We start from the raw sequence: 16,978 nt of genomic DNA on the forward strand, positions 1-16,978 counted from the left end.
AGGGGGCGGGCCACACGGCTGTCCGGACGCCGCGCTCAACCGGCGTGAGGCGCCGAGCCCTTCACTGTGGACCGCGCCTCCGGAGTCCCCGGAGTCCCGGGATCCCCGAGGACGACGATCTCGGCGGCGTCGAACTCGACCCCGACCACGTCCCCGGGCTCGGGCGCGTCCCGCAGCGCGCACGCCGCCTCCAGCCGGGGCGCCCCCTCCGGCTGCAGTTGTACGGCGACGTGCGTGCCCCGGAAGGTGCGTGCGGCCACGGTGCAGCGCAGCCCGTCCGCAGCGGCCACCAGCCGTACGCCGGCGGGCCGTACGAGGAGCGTGCCGGGTCCCCGGTCGGTGCCCTCGGGCACCGGGACCTTGCCCCACGGGGTGTCGGCGGCCGTCGCGCCCACCGTCGCCTCGACCACGTTGTCGAAGCCGAGGAAACGGGCCACGAAGGCGTCCGCGGGCTGCTGCCAGACCTCGAGCGGCGTACCGGACTGGGCGATCCGCCCGTCGCGCATCACCACGACCCGGTCGGCGAGCGCGAAGGCCTCGCCCTGGTCGTGCGTGACGGCGAGCACCGTCGTGCCCAGTTCACCGAAGAGTTCGCGCAGTTCGACGACGAGCCGTTCGCGCAGCGAGCGGTCCAGCTGGCCGAGCGGTTCGTCGAGCATCAGCAGCCGGGGGCGGGGCGCGAGGGCCCGGGCCAGCGCCACGCGCTGCTGCTCGCCGCCGGAGAGCGAGGCGACGGCGCGGTCCCGGGCTCCGGGCAGACCGACGAGATCCAGCAGCTCCCCCACCCGTGCCGCCTGTCCGTCCTTGGACGTGCCGCGCATCCGCAGCCCGAAGGCGACGTTGCCGCCCACGTCCCGCTGCGGGAAGAGCTGGTGGTCCTGGAACATCAGGCCGACGCCGCGCTTGTGCGCGGGGACGGCCGTCTGGTCCTGTCCGTCCAGCACCACCCGGCCCGCGTCCAGCGGCTGCAGTCCGGCCACCGTCCGCAGCAGAGTGGACTTGCCACTGCCGCTCGGTCCGAGCACGCACACGATCTCGTGCTCGGCGACATCGAGGTCGACGGCGTCGAGCACGGCCCGTCCGCCGAAGCGTACGGTCGCGCCCTGAAGGCTCAGCAGCATCTAGAACTCCCCGGTCCGGTCGGTCCGCACCCGTTCCAGGAGCAGCAACGACACCGCGCACACCACCATCAGGATCGTCGAAAGGGCCATCGCCTGGCCGTAGTTGAGATCGCCCGCGCGGCCGAGCAGCCGGGCCACGGCGACCGGCAGCGTCGGGTTGTCGGGCCGGGCGATGAACACGGTCGCCCCGAACTCCCCGAGGGAGACGGCGAAGGCGAAGCCGGCCGCGATCAGCAGGGCCCGCCGCACCATCGGCAGGTCGACCTCGCGCCACACCCGCCACGGGGACGCCCCGAGGACGGCCGCGGCCTCCCGCAGCCGCCCGTCCACCGCGCGCAGCACGGGCAGCATGGTCCGTACGACGAAGGGGACGCCGACCAGCGCCTGCGCCAGCGGCACCAGGATCCAGCTCGCGCGCAGATCGAGCGGCGGCTCGTCCAGGGCGATCAGGAACCCGAAGCCGACGGTCACCGCGGAGACGCCGAGCGGGAGCATCAGCAGCGCGTCGAAGCCCCGCATCAGCCGCCCGGCCCGCCGGGTGAGGGCCGCTGCGGCCAGACCGCCGATCAGCACGGCGATGGCGGTGGCGGCGAGCGCGTACTCCAGCGAGTTGCCGACCGCCTCGATCGGGGCGACGAGGAAGACCCCTCCGTCGTCGTGGGCCAGGGCCCGGTAGTAGCCGAGTCCCGGGGCGTCGAGGGACCGCTGGACGAGGACCGCGAGCGGCAGCACGAGCAGGACGGCGATGCTCGCCAGCACGCCCGCGAGGAGCGCCCACTGTCCGCCGCCGCGCGGCCGGCGCGCGGTGGTGTCGGGGGCGACCAGGCGCAGGACGGTCTCCCGTCGGCGCACGGTCGCCGCGTGCACGGCGAGGATCGCGCCGACCGCCACGAACTGGACGATCGTCAGCACCGCCGCCGTCGTGAGGTCGAAGATCTCGGAGGTCTGCCGGTAGATCTCGACCTCCAGGGTCGAGAAGGTGGGGCCGCCGAGGATCTGCACCACACCGAACGAGGTGAAGGTGAAGAGGAAGACCATGAGAGCGGCGGCGGCCACGGCGGGCCCGAGCGCGGGCAGCGTCACCCTGCGCCAGGCCGCGAGGCGCGAGGCCCCGAGCATGCGCGCGGCCTCCTCCTGACGCGGGTCGAGCTGCGACCAGAGCCCGCCGACGGTCCGCACCACGACCGCGTAGTTGAAGAAGACGTGCGCGAGCAGGATCGCCCACACCGTGGTGTCCAGGCGCAGGCCCCACAGGTCGTCGAGCAGCCCGCCCCGGCCGACCAGCGCGAGGAACGCGGTGCCGACGACCACGGTCGGCAGCACGAAGGGCACCGTCACCACGGCCCGGAGGATCTGTTTTCCCCGGAAGTCGAAGCGCGCGAAGACATACGCGCCGGGGAGCGCGACCAGCAGCGTGAGCGCCGTCGAGGCGAGCGCCTGCCAGGTGGTGAACCACAGCACGTGCCGGATGTCGGACCGGGTCGCGACGTCCCAGATCCGGCCGAGCTGCCAGCCGCCGTCCCCGTGGAGCCCGCGCGAGACGATCGCGGCGACGGGGTAGGCGAAGAACACCGCGAAGAACGCGACGGGCAGCGCCATCAGGGCGAACCGCGCCGCGTTCCCTCGGCGGCGCGCGCGGCGCGAGGCCGCGTCCGCGGGGCCGGCCTCTCCTGTTCCACCGGCCCCGTCGGCCGCCTCGGGCCTGTCGGCTACTTCAGTACGAGCGAGGTCCACGACTTGACCCACTGGTCGCGGTCGGCGGCGATCTTCGCGGGCGCCATGGTCTCGGGGTCCTTGGCCTGCGGACCGAACCGCGTGAACTCGGCCGGCACCCGCGCACCCTCACGCACCGGGTAGACGAACATGTTGAGCGGCATGTCCTCCTGGAACTCCTTGGTGAGCAGGAAGTCCAGGAACGCCTTGCCGCCCTTGGCGTTCTTGGCGTGGCTGAGCAGACCCGCGTACTCCACCTGCCGGAAGCAGGTGCCGTCCGCGACCCCGGTGGGGGCCGTGGCGGGCTTGGGGTCGCCGTAGATGACCTCGGCGGGCGGCGAGGAGGCGTACGAGACGACGAGCGGCCGGTCGGCCTTGGCCTTCTTGCCGCCGGCGGACCCCGAGAACTCCTCGTTGTAGGCCTGCTCCCAGCCGTCCACGACCTTGACGCCGTTGGCCTTGAGCTTCTTCCAGTAGCCCTGCCAGTTCTGGTCGCCGTAGTGCGCGGCGGACCCGAGCAGGAAGCCGAGGCCGGGCGAGGAGGTGGCGGCGTTCTCGGTGACGAGGAGGTTCTTGTACGCGGGCTTGACCAGGTCGTCGAAGGACCGCGGCGGCGCGATCTTGTGCTTGTCGAACCAGGCCTTGTCGTAGTTGACGCAGATGTCACCCGTGTCGACGGGCGTGACCCGGTGCTTGGCCTGGTCGGTCCGGTACGGGGGCAGGACCTGGTCCGCTCCCTTGGCCGTGTACGGCTGGAAGAGCCCGTTGTCGAGCGCGCGGGAGAGCAGGGTGTTGTCGACGCCGAAGAACACGTCGCCCTGGGGGTTGTCCTTGGTCAGGACGGCCTTGTTCACGGCCTGCCCGGCGTCGCCGTCCTTGAGGACGCGGACCTTGTAGCCGGACCGCTTCTCGAAGTCCGCCAGCACGTTCTTCGACACGAGCCACGAGTCGTGGCTGACGAGCGTGATCGTCTTCGAGTCGCCCGAGCCGGCGGCGCCGGACGAGCCGCACGCGGACAGTGCGGGCAGCGCGACGAGGCCGAGGCCGACGGCCATGGCCGCGAACCGTCTGCCGCTGCCGGTCGTGGTGGTGGTGATGCTCACTGATTCCTCCTGGGTGACCAGGAAGAGACGCGGCCCTGCCCGGGACCTCTGACGGTTCCCGGGCAGGGCGCAACAGCTTGAGTAAGGACCGAACTTCCTACCCAGAATGACCTGGGCAAGGTTCAGAGGGTCTGCGGTCTGTCCCGCACTCTCAGCGCTGTGGCGCTCCCCTGTCGGAATATGAAGATGTCGGACGGTGAAAGATGCCGGTCCATGTCCATGTCCGGCGATGGTGCCGCCGGACCACGCGATGGACGACGGCCCGGCTCGGTTCAGACTACCGCTCGGTCGCGGCGAGCTGACCACACGCTCCGTCGATCTCCTGGCCCCGGGTGTCCCGGACGGTCACCGTGACACCGTGGGCCGCGATCGCCTCGACGAACGCCTTCTCGTCCTCGGGCCGCGACGCGGTCCACTTCGAGCCCGGGGTCGGGTTCAGCGGGATGAGGTTGACATGCACGGGCTTGCCCTTGAGCATCCGCCCGAGACGGTCACCACGCCACGCCTGGTCGTTGATGTCGCGGATCAGGGCGTACTCGATGGACAGACGCCGCCCTGACCTGTCCGCGTACCCCCAGCCCGCGTCCAGCACCTCGCGCACCTTCCACCGCGTGTTCACGGGGACGAGGGTGTCGCGCAGCTCGTCGTCCGGGGCGTGCAGGGAGATCGCGAGCCGGCACTTGAAGCCCTCGTCCGAGAACCGGTTGATGGCGGGGACCAGCCCGACCGTCGACACCGTGATACCGCGCTGCGAGAGCCCGAGGCCGTCCGGCTCGGGGTCGGTCAGGGCCCGGATCGCCCCGACCACGCGCTTGTAGTTGGCGAGCGGCTCGCCCATTCCCATGAAGACGATGTTGCTCAGCCGCGCCGGCCCCCCGGGGATCTCGCCGTCACGCAGCGCCCGCATTCCGTCGACGATCTGGTGCACGATCTCGCCGGTCGACAGGTTCCGGTCGAGGCCGGCCTGTCCGGTGGCGCAGAACGGGCAGTTCATCCCGCAGCCGGCCTGCGAGCTGATGCACATGGTCACCCGGTCCGGGTAGCGCATCAGCACGGACTCGACGAGCGTGCCGTCGAAGAGCCGCCACAGGGTCTTGCGGGTGGTGTCCTGGTCGGTCGACAGGTGCCGGACGACCGTCATCAGCTCGGGAAGCAGCGCTTCCTGGAGCTTGCCGCGCGAGGCGGCCGGGATGTCCGTCCACTCGGCGGGGTCGTGCGCGTACCGGGCGAAGTAGTGCTGCGAGAGCTGCTTGGCACGAAACGGCTTCTCACCGATCGCGGCAACCGCCTCTTTGCGCTCGGCGGGCGTGAGATCGGCGAGGTGCCGCGGCGGCTTCTTGGCTCCGCGCGGCGCGACAAAGGTGAGTTCTCCGGGCTTAGGCATGGCGTTACCAGTGTCGCAGATCGTTTGACCCCGCCCAGGTCAGATGGACGAGGGACCTGTCACCCTCCGGCGTCCCCTGTCACCGTCGGTCAACGCTTCACGGCCCAGAGACGGCCCAGCGGTCGCTGTCCGCGCCACGTGCGCTCAAAGATCAATGCGCTCCCTCACCACATCGTCCGCGGACTCCCCATGGCGCAGCACGACAGCCCCGGAGGGACGCTACCGGTCGGGGGCGGCTGCCGGGGTTGCGGTGCTTCGCTGCCGTACGCCTGTCCCGGGAAACGGCCTCCTGTCCGAGCAGGCATATTCTCCTCGGATGGACGACGCCTCTTGCTTCTGCCTCCTCTGCGCCCCGACGGAATGGGGCGGCCCCGTGTCGGAGGAACGCGACAGCCGCACAGCCAAGAGCGTCGCGGACTTCGGCTGGCACGTCATGGGCGTGGCCGGCGGTGACGCCCCCGGCGACTGGGGCTACTCCATCGGTCTCTGGCACACACTGCGCAGTCCCGAGGTAAGCGTGTTCGGCCTGCCGTCGCAGACCGCGATGCGCGTGGTGAACGCCGCTGGGGCAGCGATACGTGACGGCAACCCGCTCGAGCCCGACCAGCGCCGGGGAGACGTCCTCAACGGCTACGACGTGGCCATTCGGCCCGTACATCCCAGCTGGTACCACGACTTCTTCGGCGCAGGCATCGACTTCTACCAGACCCCGCCGCTGCCGATCACGCAGCTGTTCTGGCCGGACAAGGCCGGGCGCTTCCCTTGGGAAGAGGGAGCGGACGAGCGCTGCCGCACGGGGCAACCACTGCTCTGGATTCCAAAGGAGGAGACCACCGGCCCGTGGACCGAAATCACGTGAGGTCGATGGAATCTCCATGGTCGGGCCGACCCGCTCGAGCGATCCTGAAAACCGTCGCGGCGCGAGTCGCCGCGGGTTCAGATCCCACACCCACCGCAGGTGAACGGCTCCTGACCAGGTAACTCGGTCAGGAGCCGTTCTCGTGGGCGTTGTCCGTCGGCGACCGCGGCTCCCCGCTGTTTCCCGACCGAACGGGCACGGCAGGGGCACGGGCAGATCACTCCCACGCGCTTTTCAGAGTCCCGGTGCCGTAGCTCCGGCCGCTGTCCGGACGCTCTTCCGGGATCGGGTCACGAACCGACTGGGTGAATCGGGGGTCACAAGCTCCGACGGTTCGAAAGGTCTCCCGAGCCCTGGTCAAGCTCAGCGAACCGTTCGGGCCACCTCGGACCTCATCGGCATCGTGCTCGTCCTGACCGTCGTCCTCCCAAAAACAGACGTGGCAGATCTCGAAGCCCCCTCGTTGCCCCAGGGTGAGGTAGCCGCAACAGGGGCACCGGTACGGCCCGTCTTCGGGTCCACCGACAACGTTCATGAAGGGTTCCAGCATGGCGGCATTGTCACTGCCGCATCGGTGCTCAGAACACTCGGGACCCCTGTCGCACAAACCTGGAGAGCCGCCGGCCCGTGTCCGCCTGACGTCCCGGGGCCGACCGGCCCATCAGCGTGTTGCCGTTCTCCACCCGGGCCCGCACTCGCTACGCCACTACGGCGGCGAGGTTGTTGCGGCTGCCGAGGTGTCGGGGGTACTCCGGACCGGCGTCGTTCCTCCGGCCTCCGAGGTGAGGCGCCAACCAGGTCCCGTCCGGCGGAACTTGACCGGGAGCACCCGGCAGGCGTGGAACCAAGAGGTTTGCGTCCTTCACGTTCGCAGTCCCGAGCGCGCGGGGGACGCCTCCGTCAGGTGGCGTTCCCCCTCTCGGTCAAGTGACCATATCGAACAGGTGCTTGATCGACACATCCGTCGTGGCTAGCCTCTTGGCTTGTCAACACCTCGCTGTACAAGCCTAGTTGGGCACGATCCACAGAAGGAATCGCGTGATCAAGAACCGCCGCCTCAAGCGCATAGGCGCCGTCGCAGGCACCCTCTCCTCCGCCCTTCTCCTCACCGTCACCCAGGCAAACGCCGTCGGTGGTGAGATCGAGCGCGCGACCGCCAAGGATTACGCCAATGAAGTCGAGTGGGTGAAGTGCGCCAACAAGAAGGAGGACGGCGACATCGTCTACCAGGCCTGTTTCTCCCCTCCCGGCGACTGGTTCCTCGTCTACGACGGGAAATCGGACGGCTCCTCCGCCGTCGTGGACTGGGAAGTGGGGAGCCGCTGGGGCAGCATTTTCAACGCTGACGGCGTCTCCACCTACCGCTACAAGAACAAGGACTTCACCGAGAGCGCCACGATCCGCTTCCGCGTCTGCCTGGGCCACTGGGACACCAAGACGATCACTGCGGGCACCTGCTCCGGCTGGGTGAGCAACCTCACCTGACGAGAACCTCGTCGAGCCGGGCGTGATGCGGGCTTTGCCGACTCGCTCGTTCGAAGCACCGCCCGCACCCGAGGCAGGTCCGGACGGCAAGCCGGTACGCGTCAGGACCGACCGTCATGGCAACGGCCTGCGCCACCTCCGCCGGCAACACCGGAGAATGCCGCCGCGATCGAGCGCGAGGTCGGGCTCGACAACCTCCCGGGACAGCGCGACCAGCGGCAGGATGGCCTCATGACAAAACTGTCCGCACGGTCGGTCCGTCGTACCTCCTCCGGTTCGGTGCTGTCGTTGTGGTCGCAGGACTCCGTGTTGTCGATCGGCTCGGTGGGATCGGTGCTGTCCGTGGGATCCGTCGGTTCGGCCTTGTCGGTCGGCTCGATCGGAAGTGCCCTGTCGGTCGGCTCGATCGGCTCCTCCCTGTCGCTGATCTCAGCCGGGTCGTGGCTGAGCACGGGATCGGTGCTGTCCGCGCAGTCCCGGTGGTCGGTGCTGTCCTGGCGCTCCTCCCGAGGCTTCCTGGCCGCGGGAGCGGCAGGGGCAGCGACCGGGGGTGCCCTGTTGCTGGCCCGGATGCTCCTCAAGGCCGAAACCGGCACCGGATGACCTCGATCAGATTGCGAGGACATTGCACTCGGCGGTCCGGCCTACGCGCCCGGAGGGCGGAAGCCGACCTCCCTGCGGGTGGCCTCGTCGATCTCGTCGAGGGTGAGGAGCGGGGTGGCCCGGGTGTGGAGCGCACCGCTGGCCTTGACGCTGAGACTGGCGGCGGCCATGGAGACCGGGTCCGGGAAGTCGAGGATGCACACGAAATCGTCCTCCCCGAAGGAGAAGTACATGGCCTCGACGGTCCCGCCGAGGCCCGCGACGACATGCTCGACCGCGGCGCGGCGGCCGCTCGCGCCTTCCTTGAGCACGCCCTTCGCCCCCTCGGGCGTGTAGCGGGCCTGGATGAGGAACTTCGGCATAGGGGTACTCCCTGCCCGTGACGTGTCCGGTACGGGGATGACCTTCCCGCCGGCCGTCGGCCGCCGGTCGGCCGACGGCCGGATTCACCCGTACGGCACATCGCCGTGCGTCCGCCCGGGACGGCGGCTGGACAAGAGAAGACGAGCGAAGACGAAAGGAGAAGGGCCGGACCGGGAGACGTCTCCTCCCGGTCCGGCCCTTCCCTTCGACTCCGCGGCAGGATCGTGCCCCGGCCGAACCGGCGGGCCCCGCCCTGTCACCCGTTACGCGAACTGTCCGGGCCGGTAGTCGCCCGCGGGCTGCTGGATCATGACGTTGCCGCGGTTGAAGGCGTTGATGAGCGCGATGCAGCACACCAGGGCGGCGAGCTGCTCCTCGTCGTAGTACTTGGCGGCGTTCGCCCAGCACTCGTCCGTGACGCCGCCGGCCGCGTCGGCGATGCGCGTGCCCTGCTCCGTCAGCTCCAGGGCGGCGCGCTCGGCGTCCGTGAACACGGTCGCCTCCCTCCAGGCCGCGACCAGGTTGAGCCGCACCCAGGTCTCGCCCGCGGCCTCGGCGTCCTTGCTGTGCATGTCGGTGCAGAAACCGCAGCCGTTGATCTGGCTGGCGCGGAGCTTCACCAGTTCCTGCGTGGCGAGCGGCAGCGTCGATTCCGCGAGCGGCCGGCCCGCGGCCACGATGTGCTTCATGAACTTGGCCGAGACCGGGCTGGCGAAGAGGTTCAGACGGGCTTCCATGGTGTGCTCCCCAGGTCGTTTCTCGTGGCTACACCTCCTTGACGGAGCGGCTCACGACGATGTGACCGCCCTGAATGTGACCTGCGTCTCTCTCCGGCGCCGTCCCGGTGACGCCGCCCCGGCCGGGTTCCCGCGCCGCGCGGCCCCGCCCGGCGCGTGGGAGTTCCCTGACGCTCCGAGCCGGGTGGAGCGGCGGGGGCCGTACATACGACACCACCCCTCCGGGTCACGGGATCACGGTGAGGTGATCGGATGACCCGAAGGGGTGGTGTCGTGGATGTGCGTCGCGGATACGTACGCCGTAAGCGCGTGCGGAAAAACGATCAGCCGGATCCGACGAAGAGCACGAGCAGCAGCCAGACGACCGGGGCCGTCGGGAGCAGGGAGTCCAGCCGGTCCATGATGCCGCCGTGGCCCGGCAGCAGGGTGCCCATGTCCTTGATGCCCAGGTCCCGCTTGATCATGGACTCGCCGAGGTCACCGAGCGTGGCGCTGGCCGCGACCGCGAGGCCGAGGACCAGACCCTGCCACCAGGTGCCGTCGTCGATCAGGTACTGCATGCACAGCGCACCCGCCGCCATCGCGAACGTGACCGCTCCGAACAGGCCCTCGCGGGTCTTTCCGGGGCTGATCCGCGGAGCCAGCTTGTGCTTGCCGAAGCGCCAGCCGATGGCGTACGCCCCGGTGTCGCTGACGACCGTCAGGAGCAGGAAGGTCAGCACGCGGCGCGGGCCGTCGTCGGCCGTGAGCATCATGGCCACGAAGGTCGCCAGGAACGGCACGTAGAAGGCCGCGAAGACCCCCGCCGTGACGTCCTTGAGGTAGCCCTCGGGCGGTTCTGTCATCCGCCAGACCAGGACGGCCAGCGCGGTGAGCGCCATGGCCACCCAGGCACCCTCGGCGCCGCGCACGTATCCGGCGACGACCATGGCGGCCCCGCCGAGCGCGAGCGGAACGAGGGGCGCCTTGATGCCCTTCTGCTCCTGCAGCCGCGAGGTGAGCTCCCAGAGCCCGACCACCACGGCGACCGCTATGACACCGACGAAGACGGCTTTGACGACGAACAGCGACGCGACGATCACCGCGCCGAGACCGACGCCCACTCCTATGGCCGCGCCCAGGTCGCGTCCCGCGCTCTTCTTCTGAGGTGCGGGGGCGGGCTCGGGTGCGGTGCTGGGCATGGGCTCCTGCGGGCTCTGCGGATCGTGCGACGGGTCCCCGTGGGGCGCCGTCGGAGGCGTGTCGTTGCGGACCGAGGGGCCGCTCAGCCGAGCGGCCCCCCTGTCGTCATCCTGGTCTCCGCCATGAGCGGGTACATCGGGCGCGGTGGGCATGGGCCGAGTGTGCTGCGCGTCATGCGCATCGTACGTGGGACCCGCCGGGGCTGCCCCCTGGGCAGGCCCCTGCTCGGACGGCCCCCAGTACCCGGCTTGTGGCGGCGCTCCCCAGGAAGAGTCGTTCATCAGACCTCGAGCAGCTCCGCTTCCTTGTGCTTCAGGAGCTCGTCCACCTGGGCGACGTACTTCGCCGTGGTGTCGTCGAGTTCCTTCTCCGCACGGCGGACCTCGTCCTCGCCGGACTCCTTGTCCTTGACGAGCTTGTCGAGAGCGTCCTTGGCCTTGCGGCGCACGGCGCGGATCGAGACCTTGGCGTCCTCGCCCTTGGTCCGCGCGACCTTGATGTAGTCCTTGCGGCGCTCTTCCGTCAGCTCGGGGAACGTCACCCGGATGATGTTGCCGTCGTTGCTGGGGTTGACGCCCAGGTCGGAGTCGCGGATCGCCTGCTCGATGTTGCGCAGCGCGCTCTTGTCGAACGGGGTCACCACGGCCATGCGCGGCTCCGGGACGGAGAACGAGGCCAGCTGGTTGATCGGCGTCAGCGCGCCGTAGTAGTCGGCCACGATCTTGTTGAACATCGCCGGGTGCGCACGGCCGGTGCGGATCGCGGCGAAGTCCTCCTTGGCGACCACGACGGCCTTCTCCATCTTCTCCTCGGCCTCGAGGAGGGTCTCTTCGATCACCACTTGCTCCTGCGTGTCTTGAGTAGGCCCGGCTGCTGTTTCCTCGTCGGATCCGGCGGCCGGCTGCGTCGCGTCTTTGTTCCTGCACGGTTCCGGACCGGCGGGACATTGTCCATCCCCCGGTCGGGGTCCGTCCTGGACCGGAAGGCGGATCCGGTCCCGATCGTTCCCCGTCAGGCTCGGCCGCTCTGGTCGCCCACGAGTGTGCCGATCTTCTCACCCTTGACGGCCCGCGCGATATTGCCCTCCGCCAGGAGTTCGAAGACGAGGATCGGCAGCTTGTTGTCCCGGCACAGCGTGATGGCGGTCATGTCGGCGACCTTGAGGTCCCGGGTGATGACCTCGCCGTAGCTGAGCGCGTCGAACTTGACCGCCTCGGGGTTGGTCTTCGGGTCGGAGTCGTAGACACCGTCCACGCCGTTCTTGCCCATGAGGAGCGCCTCGGCGTCGATCTCCAGGGCGCGCTGGGCGGCAGTGGTGTCGGTGGAGAAGTACGGCATGCCCATACCGGCGCCGAAGATGACCACGCGGCCCTTCTCCAGGTGCCGCACGCCGCGCAGCGGGATGTACGGCTCCGCGACCTGGCCCATGGTGATGGCGGTCTGGACGCGGCTGTCGATGCCCTCCTTCTCCAGGAAGTCCTGGAGGGCGAGGCAGTTCATGACCGTGCCGAGCATGCCCATGTAGTCGGAGCGCGCCCGGTCCATGCCGCGCTGCTGGAGTTCGGCCCCGCGGAAGAAGTTGCCGCCGCCGATGACGACGGCGATCTGGGCACCGCCGCGCACGACGGCCGCGATCTCGCGGGCGATCTTGTGCACCACGTCGGGATCGACGCCCAGTCCCCCGCCACCGGCGAACGCCTCGCCGGAAAGCTTCAGCAGGAAGCGGCCCGCGCCTTTGCCGTCGTCGCTCTTCTCGCCGTTTCCGGCCTGGGTGGTGGTCATGGAGCTCTCCTCATGGTGCACATACGAAGAAGGCCATTGCCGGTGGGGTGTGTTCGCATCCCATGCTCGGCAATGGCCTCCTCGTCAGATCTGCTGTCGTCCGGCACACACGCATGAGTGCCGGCGTACGCGGACGACTGCTGTCGACCCTATCGGGGTCGCGCGTCGATCGCGGTACGGACTCAGATGCCGACCTTGATGCGCGAGAAGCGCTTCAGGGCGACACCGGCCTCGTTCAGAACCTGCTGGACGGACTTCTTGTTGTCGAGCGCGTACGGCTGACCGAGGAGGGTGGCCTCCTTGAAGAAGCCGTTGACGCGACCCTCGACGATCTTCGGGAGGGCGGCCTCGGGCTTGCCCTCGGCGCGGGTGGTCTCCTCGGCGACGCGACGCTCGGTCTCGACGACCTCGGCCGGAACGTCCTCCTTGGAGAGGTACTTCGGCGCGAAGGCGGCGATGTGCTGCGCGATGCCCTTGGCGAGGTCGGCGTCGGCCTTGTCCAGCTCGACCAGAACACCGATCTGCGGGGGCAGGTCGGGCATGGTGCGGTGCATGTACGCGGCCACGAACGCACCGGAGAACTGGGCGAAGCGGTCCAGGACGATCTTCTCGCCCAGGTTGGCGTTGGCCTCGTCGACGAACGCCTGAACCGTCTTGCCGGGCTCGATCTCGGAGCCGAGCAGCGCCTCGATGTCGGCCGGCGACGTCTTGACGACGTGCTGGGCGATCTCGTTGGCGACAGCCTGGAACTTCTCACCCTTGGCGACGAAGTCCGTCTCGCACTTCAGCTCGACCAGGACACCGGAGGTGTTGTCGTCAGCGATGATGGAGACCACGGCGCCGTTCTCGGCGGAGCGGCCCTCGCGCTTGGCGACGCCCTTCTGGCCCTTGATCCGCAGCGCCTCGACGGCCTTGTCGACGTTGCCGTCGGCCTCGTCCAGCGCCTTCTTGCAGTCCATCATGCCGGCGCCGGTGAGCTCACGGAGCTTCTTGACGTCAGCGGCGGTGTAGTTCGCCATGATTCCTGGAGTCTCTCTCGAAGTCTGAAGATCTACGGGAGGAACGGCGGGGGCTTCGTGCGCCCCCGCCGTTCACAAACCCGAAGGGGTGAGGGGTCAGGCCTGCTCGGCGTCCGCGGCGGGGGCCTCAGCAGGGGCCTCAGCGGCGGCCTCGGCCGGAGCCTCGGCCTGCTCGGCGTCGGCGACCTTCTCCGTCTCGGCGGAGGTCTGGACCTCGGCGTCGTCGGCCTTCTTCTCGCCCTCGAGCAGGTCGCGCTCCCACGCGGCGAGCGGCTCGCCCGCGGCCTTGTCACCCGCGGCCTTGCCGGCGCCGGAGCGGGAGATGAGTCCCTCGGCGACGGCGTCGGCGATCACGCGGGTGAGCAGGGTGACGGAGCGGATCGCGTCGTCGTTGCCCGGGATCTTGTAGTCGACCTCGTCGGGGTCACAGTTGGTGTCGAGGATGGCGACGACCGGGATGTTGAGCTTCCGGGCCTCACCGACCGCGATGTGCTCCTTCTTGGTGTCCACGATCCAGACGGCGCTGGGCACCTTCTGCATCTCGCGGATACCGCCGAGGGTCTTCTCCAGCTTGGCCTTCTCGCGCGAGAGCACGAGAAGCTCCTTCTTGGTGAGACCGGAGGCCGCGACGTCCTCGAAGTCGATCTGCTCGAGCTCCTTGAGGCGCTGCAGACGCTTGTAGACGGTGGAGAAGTTGGTGAGCATGCCGCCCAGCCAGCGCTGGTTGACGTAGGGCATGCCGACGCGGGTGGCCTGCTCGGCGATGGCCTCCTGCGCCTGCTTCTTCGTGCCGACGAACATGACCGTGCCGCCGTGGGCGACGGTCTCCTTGACGAACTCGTAGGCGCGGTCGATGTACGACAGCGACTGGAGCAGGTCGATGATGTAGATGCCGTTGCGCTCGGTGAAGATGAAGCGCTTCATCTTCGGGTTCCAGCGACGGGTCTGGTGACCGAAGTGGACGCCGCTTTCCAGCAGCTCCCGCATCGTGACGACGGCCATGGCCGTTCTCCTCGGTTTTCTCGGTTGTGCCGCGTATGCCGGACGGCACACGCGCCTGACGCCCGCGACGCGCCTTGCCACAGAGGACCGAGAGGCGCTGACACCGGTGGTGACCGGATGTCGGGGCGTGCGAAGTCGACCCGATGACCCGGGTCGCCATCAGAAGTGTACGGGACCCGAGAGGGGCCAGGTGACGCCGCTGTCCACAACCGGTCGGTACTCCACAGATCCCGGCCATGATCCGCCCGATGCGGGACGGTTCCCGCATGCGAGTGAACCGATGTGCGCGTATGTGGCAGGGACTCCTGCTGGGCCTGCTCCTGACCGTCGCCGGCGCCCCGGCCCCGTCGGCGCTGGCCCGTGGGACCGCCCCGCCCCCGTCGGCGCCGGTTCACGGGACCGGTCCGCCCCCGTCGGCGCCGGCTCATGGCGCGGGCCCGGCACCGAGGGCCCCTGTCTCTCCTCCGGCGACCGATCCCTCCGTGCCGACGCTCGCCCGCATCTGGCCTGTGGGGATCCGGCCGTTCGTGTTACGGGGCTGGGAGCCGCCGGCGACCGCCTACTCCCGGGGACATCGCGGGGTCGACCTCGCGGCCGGGCCCGGCACCCCGGTGCGGGCGGTCGCGCCCGGCCGGGTGTCGTTCGCGGGCCGGGTCGCGGGCCGCGGAGTCGTCTCGGTGGAGCTGTCGGACACGGGGGCACCCCCGCTGCGGACGACGTACGGCCCGGTGCGGGCCTCGGTGCACAAGGGCGACGAGGTCGTCGCGGGCGAGGTCCTCGGCACGCTGGAAGCGGCGGGCGCGCACTGCGGACCGGCGTCCTGTCTGCACTGGGGCCTGCGCAGAGGCGCGGCCTACCTGAACCCGCTCTCGCTGCTTCCGCCCTGGCTCCTGGACACGGGCCCGTCCCGTCTGCTGCCGCTCACTCCGACGACACCGGACATACGCCACCCCTGACGGACCGGACAGCGGGGAGCCCGCGTGGTCCGGCGGGCGAGGGGGGTCGCGCCGAGGGTGGTGGGGCTCAGCCTCGGACGCCTCGGAGGGCCATCGCCACGGCCGCCTCCGTGATCGCGGAGGGATCCTCCGCGGCACCCAGCTCGATGCGGCGCACCGCGGCGTCCACCACGCCCTGGAGGAGCATCGCGGCCAGCCGCGGCTCGGCGTGCCCCATCTCCGTGAGCGCCTCACCGATCATCGTGACCAGCCCGCCGTGCGCGGCCCGGATCTTCTCCCGGGCACCCGCGTCGAGTTCACTGGCGGAGATGGCGACCACGGCCCGGTGCCTGCGGTCCCCGACCAGAGCCAGCTGCCGGCGCACATAGGCCTCGACGGTGGCCTCGGGGCCGTCCGCCGCGGCCATCGCGGCCGAGACCTCGGCCGCCCAGACGGGGAAGTCGACCTGGCACAGTTCCTCGACGACGGCCGCTCTGGACCGGAAGTACTCGTACACGGAGGAACGCGCGAGCCCCGTGCGCTCGGCGAGCGCGGGGAAGGTCAGCGCCTCCGTGCCGCCCTCGGACAACAGGGACCGCGCCGCGTCCAGCAGGGCGGCTCGCTGCATCGACCGGTGCTCGGCCACGGAGGCCGCTCGAATCCTTGGCACGTCAACCACTGTACGGATGCGGCGCCGCGGACGGGAACCACTCCGGCGAGCCCGCCGCGGTGGTGTCCGCCGCGGCCGTCCGGCAGCCGGGACGGGCACACCGGGACCGACCGGCATCGCGGCACCGCCCGGCTCAGCGTCCGAAACTGGCCAGCTTGGCGCGCAGCTGAAGCACCGACTTGGTGTGGATCTGGCTCACCCGGCTCTCGGTCACCCCGAGCACATTGCCGATCTCCGCGAGGGTGAGGCCTTCGTAGTAGTACAGCGTGACCACGGTCTTCTCCCGGTCGGGCAGCGTGTTGATCGCCCGCGCGAGCAGCCTGCGCAGTTCCCGGTCCTCGGCCACCTCGACCGGGTTGTCGGCGGCGGTGTCCTCCAGCGTGTCCATCAGACTCAGCCGGTCGCCGCCCTCGCCACCGACGTGCAGCAGCTCCTCCAGAGCGACCACGTTGGCCAGCGACAACTGGCTGAACACCGCGTGCAGTTCCTCCACGCCGATCCCCATCTCGGCGGCGACCTCGCCCTCCGAGGGGGTGCGCCGCAGCCGCGCCTCCAGCGTCGCGTAGGCGCGCTCCACATTGCGCGCCTTCTGCCGCACCGACCGCGGGATCCAGTCCAGCGCGCGCAGTTCGTCGATCATCGCGCCGCGGATGCGGGTGATCGCGTACGTCTCGAACTTGATCTCGCGCTCGATGTCGAACTTCTCGATCGCGTCGATCAGCCCGAACACCCCCGAGGAGACGAAGTCGGCCTGTTCGACATTGGCGGGCAGACCCACGCTGACGCGGCCCGCGACGTACTTCACCAGCGGTGAGTAGTGCAGGATCAGCTGCTCCCGCAGCCGCTCGTCACCGGTCGACTTGTACGACCGCCACAGCTCGTCGAGCGTCGAGGGCGCGGGCGGGCGCACGCTGCCGCCGTCGCGGGCGGCTGGCGGGATCGCCGTCCGGTCGGACCCGGAGGTGTGCTGGGGCATTCGTCGCCTTGTGCCGTTCTGCCGTGAACTGGGATTACCCGGGC

General features: G+C 69.9%; 18 protein-coding genes and 1 riboswitch. Of the genes, 4 read left to right on the plus strand and 14 right to left on the minus strand.

The genetic code is table 11. From position 1 onward, the window contains the following. Window positions 1-35: 35 nt before the first annotated feature. From ACH4S8_RS24845 to rlmN, 4 genes are all read right to left on the minus strand, one after another. On the minus strand, window positions 36-1,121 hold the full coding sequence (locus ACH4S8_RS24845) for an ABC transporter ATP-binding protein (protein ID WP_398397559.1): 1,086 nt from the start codon (window positions 1,119-1,121) through the stop codon (window positions 36-38). After that, a complete protein-coding gene (locus ACH4S8_RS24850; protein WP_398397562.1) occupies window positions 1,122-2,720 on the minus strand; it encodes an ABC transporter permease in 1,599 nt (532 codons plus the stop codon). Between the two features lie 110 nt (window positions 2,721-2,830). Further along, complete coding sequence (locus ACH4S8_RS24855) at window positions 2,831-3,889, minus strand: thiamine ABC transporter substrate binding subunit (RefSeq protein WP_398398059.1); 1,059 nt, start codon at window positions 3,887-3,889, stop codon at window positions 2,831-2,833. Between the two features lie 124 nt (window positions 3,890-4,013). Next, window positions 4,014-4,119, minus strand: a riboswitch (TPP riboswitch). Between the two features lie 95 nt (window positions 4,120-4,214). Continuing rightward, entirely contained in the window at window positions 4,215-5,321 is a 1,107-nt protein-coding gene (gene rlmN / locus ACH4S8_RS24860; protein WP_398397564.1) for a 23S rRNA (adenine(2503)-C(2))-methyltransferase RlmN, read from the minus strand. 316 nt (window positions 5,322-5,637) lie between these two features. On the opposite strand from rlmN, the gene ACH4S8_RS24865 reads away from it, so the two are divergent. Further along, window positions 5,638-6,180, plus strand: coding sequence for a DUF4262 domain-containing protein (locus ACH4S8_RS24865; RefSeq protein WP_398397566.1), 543 nt, complete (start codon window positions 5,638-5,640; stop codon window positions 6,178-6,180). 217 nt (window positions 6,181-6,397) lie between these two features. Here the strand turns inward: ACH4S8_RS24865 and ACH4S8_RS24870 are convergent, their stop codons facing one another. After that, window positions 6,398-6,730 carry a CPCC family cysteine-rich protein gene (locus tag ACH4S8_RS24870; protein WP_398397568.1) on the minus strand — a complete coding sequence of 111 codons (333 nt, stop codon included), beginning with the start codon at window positions 6,728-6,730 and terminating at the stop codon, window positions 6,398-6,400. Window positions 6,731-7,218: 488 nt separating this feature from the next. Here ACH4S8_RS24870 and ACH4S8_RS24875 point away from each other — a divergent pair, with 488 nt between their 5' ends. Both ACH4S8_RS24875 and ACH4S8_RS24880 read left to right on the plus strand, forming a co-directional pair. Further along, window positions 7,219-7,665 (plus strand): hypothetical protein, encoded by a 447-nt coding sequence (locus ACH4S8_RS24875; RefSeq protein ID WP_398397570.1) that lies wholly within the window; start codon window positions 7,219-7,221, stop codon window positions 7,663-7,665. 231 nt (window positions 7,666-7,896) lie between these two features. Further along, complete coding sequence (locus ACH4S8_RS24880; RefSeq protein ID WP_398397572.1) at window positions 7,897-8,268, plus strand: hypothetical protein; 372 nt, start codon at window positions 7,897-7,899, stop codon at window positions 8,266-8,268. Window positions 8,269-8,309: 41 nt separating this feature from the next. Here ACH4S8_RS24880 and ACH4S8_RS24885 read toward each other — a convergent pair whose 3' ends face one another. The 7 genes from ACH4S8_RS24885 to rpsB all read right to left on the minus strand — a co-directional run bounded on the left by ACH4S8_RS24885 (window position 8,310) and on the right by rpsB (window position 14,353). Then, window positions 8,310-8,630 carry a GYD domain-containing protein gene (locus tag ACH4S8_RS24885; protein ID WP_398397574.1) on the minus strand — a complete coding sequence of 107 codons (321 nt, stop codon included), beginning with the start codon at window positions 8,628-8,630 and terminating at the stop codon, window positions 8,310-8,312. 264 nt (window positions 8,631-8,894) lie between these two features. Next, complete coding sequence (locus tag ACH4S8_RS24890; protein WP_398397576.1) at window positions 8,895-9,368, minus strand: carboxymuconolactone decarboxylase family protein; 474 nt, start codon at window positions 9,366-9,368, stop codon at window positions 8,895-8,897. 323 nt (window positions 9,369-9,691) lie between these two features. Further along, a complete protein-coding gene (locus ACH4S8_RS24895; RefSeq protein ID WP_398397578.1) occupies window positions 9,692-10,831 on the minus strand; it encodes a phosphatidate cytidylyltransferase in 1,140 nt (379 codons plus the stop codon). Continuing rightward, window positions 10,831-11,388: a ribosome recycling factor gene (gene frr, locus ACH4S8_RS24900; RefSeq protein WP_037625129.1), complete on the minus strand. Its 558-nt coding sequence runs from the start codon at window positions 11,386-11,388 to the stop codon at window positions 10,831-10,833. The genes ACH4S8_RS24895 and frr overlap by 1 nt, the downstream gene beginning before the upstream one ends. 173 nt (window positions 11,389-11,561) lie before the next feature. Further along, the gene (pyrH, locus tag ACH4S8_RS24905) at window positions 11,562-12,332 is read right to left on the minus strand and encodes a UMP kinase (protein WP_037625128.1); all 771 of its coding nucleotides are present in this window, start codon (window positions 12,330-12,332) and stop codon (window positions 11,562-11,564) included. A 182-nt stretch (window positions 12,333-12,514) separates the two neighbouring features. Continuing rightward, window positions 12,515-13,351 (minus strand): translation elongation factor Ts, encoded by an 837-nt coding sequence (tsf, locus tag ACH4S8_RS24910; protein ID WP_398397582.1) that lies wholly within the window; start codon window positions 13,349-13,351, stop codon window positions 12,515-12,517. 96 nt (window positions 13,352-13,447) lie between these two features. Further along, a complete protein-coding gene (gene rpsB / locus ACH4S8_RS24915) occupies window positions 13,448-14,353 on the minus strand; it encodes a 30S ribosomal protein S2 (protein WP_382790759.1) in 906 nt (301 codons plus the stop codon). A 290-nt stretch (window positions 14,354-14,643) separates the two neighbouring features. Between rpsB and ACH4S8_RS24920 the strand changes: the two genes are divergently transcribed. After that, complete coding sequence (locus ACH4S8_RS24920; protein WP_398397585.1) at window positions 14,644-15,309, plus strand: peptidoglycan DD-metalloendopeptidase family protein; 666 nt, start codon at window positions 14,644-14,646, stop codon at window positions 15,307-15,309. 67 nt (window positions 15,310-15,376) lie between these two features. Here ACH4S8_RS24920 and ACH4S8_RS24925 read toward each other — a convergent pair whose 3' ends face one another. Next, window positions 15,377-15,934, minus strand: a complete 558-nt coding sequence (locus ACH4S8_RS24925) for a TetR/AcrR family transcriptional regulator (RefSeq protein WP_398398062.1) — start codon at window positions 15,932-15,934, stop codon at window positions 15,377-15,379. Window positions 15,935-16,091: 157 nt separating this feature from the next. Then, complete coding sequence (gene whiG / locus ACH4S8_RS24930; RefSeq protein WP_261708294.1) at window positions 16,092-16,934, minus strand: RNA polymerase sigma factor WhiG; 843 nt, start codon at window positions 16,932-16,934, stop codon at window positions 16,092-16,094. Between the last annotated feature and the right edge of the window lie 44 nt (window positions 16,935-16,978).

Origin of the sequence: Streptomyces sp. NPDC021080, from assembly GCF_044333225.1 — a bacterium.
In the GTDB taxonomy this organism is placed as follows: domain Bacteria; phylum Actinomycetota; class Actinomycetes; order Streptomycetales; family Streptomycetaceae; genus Streptomyces.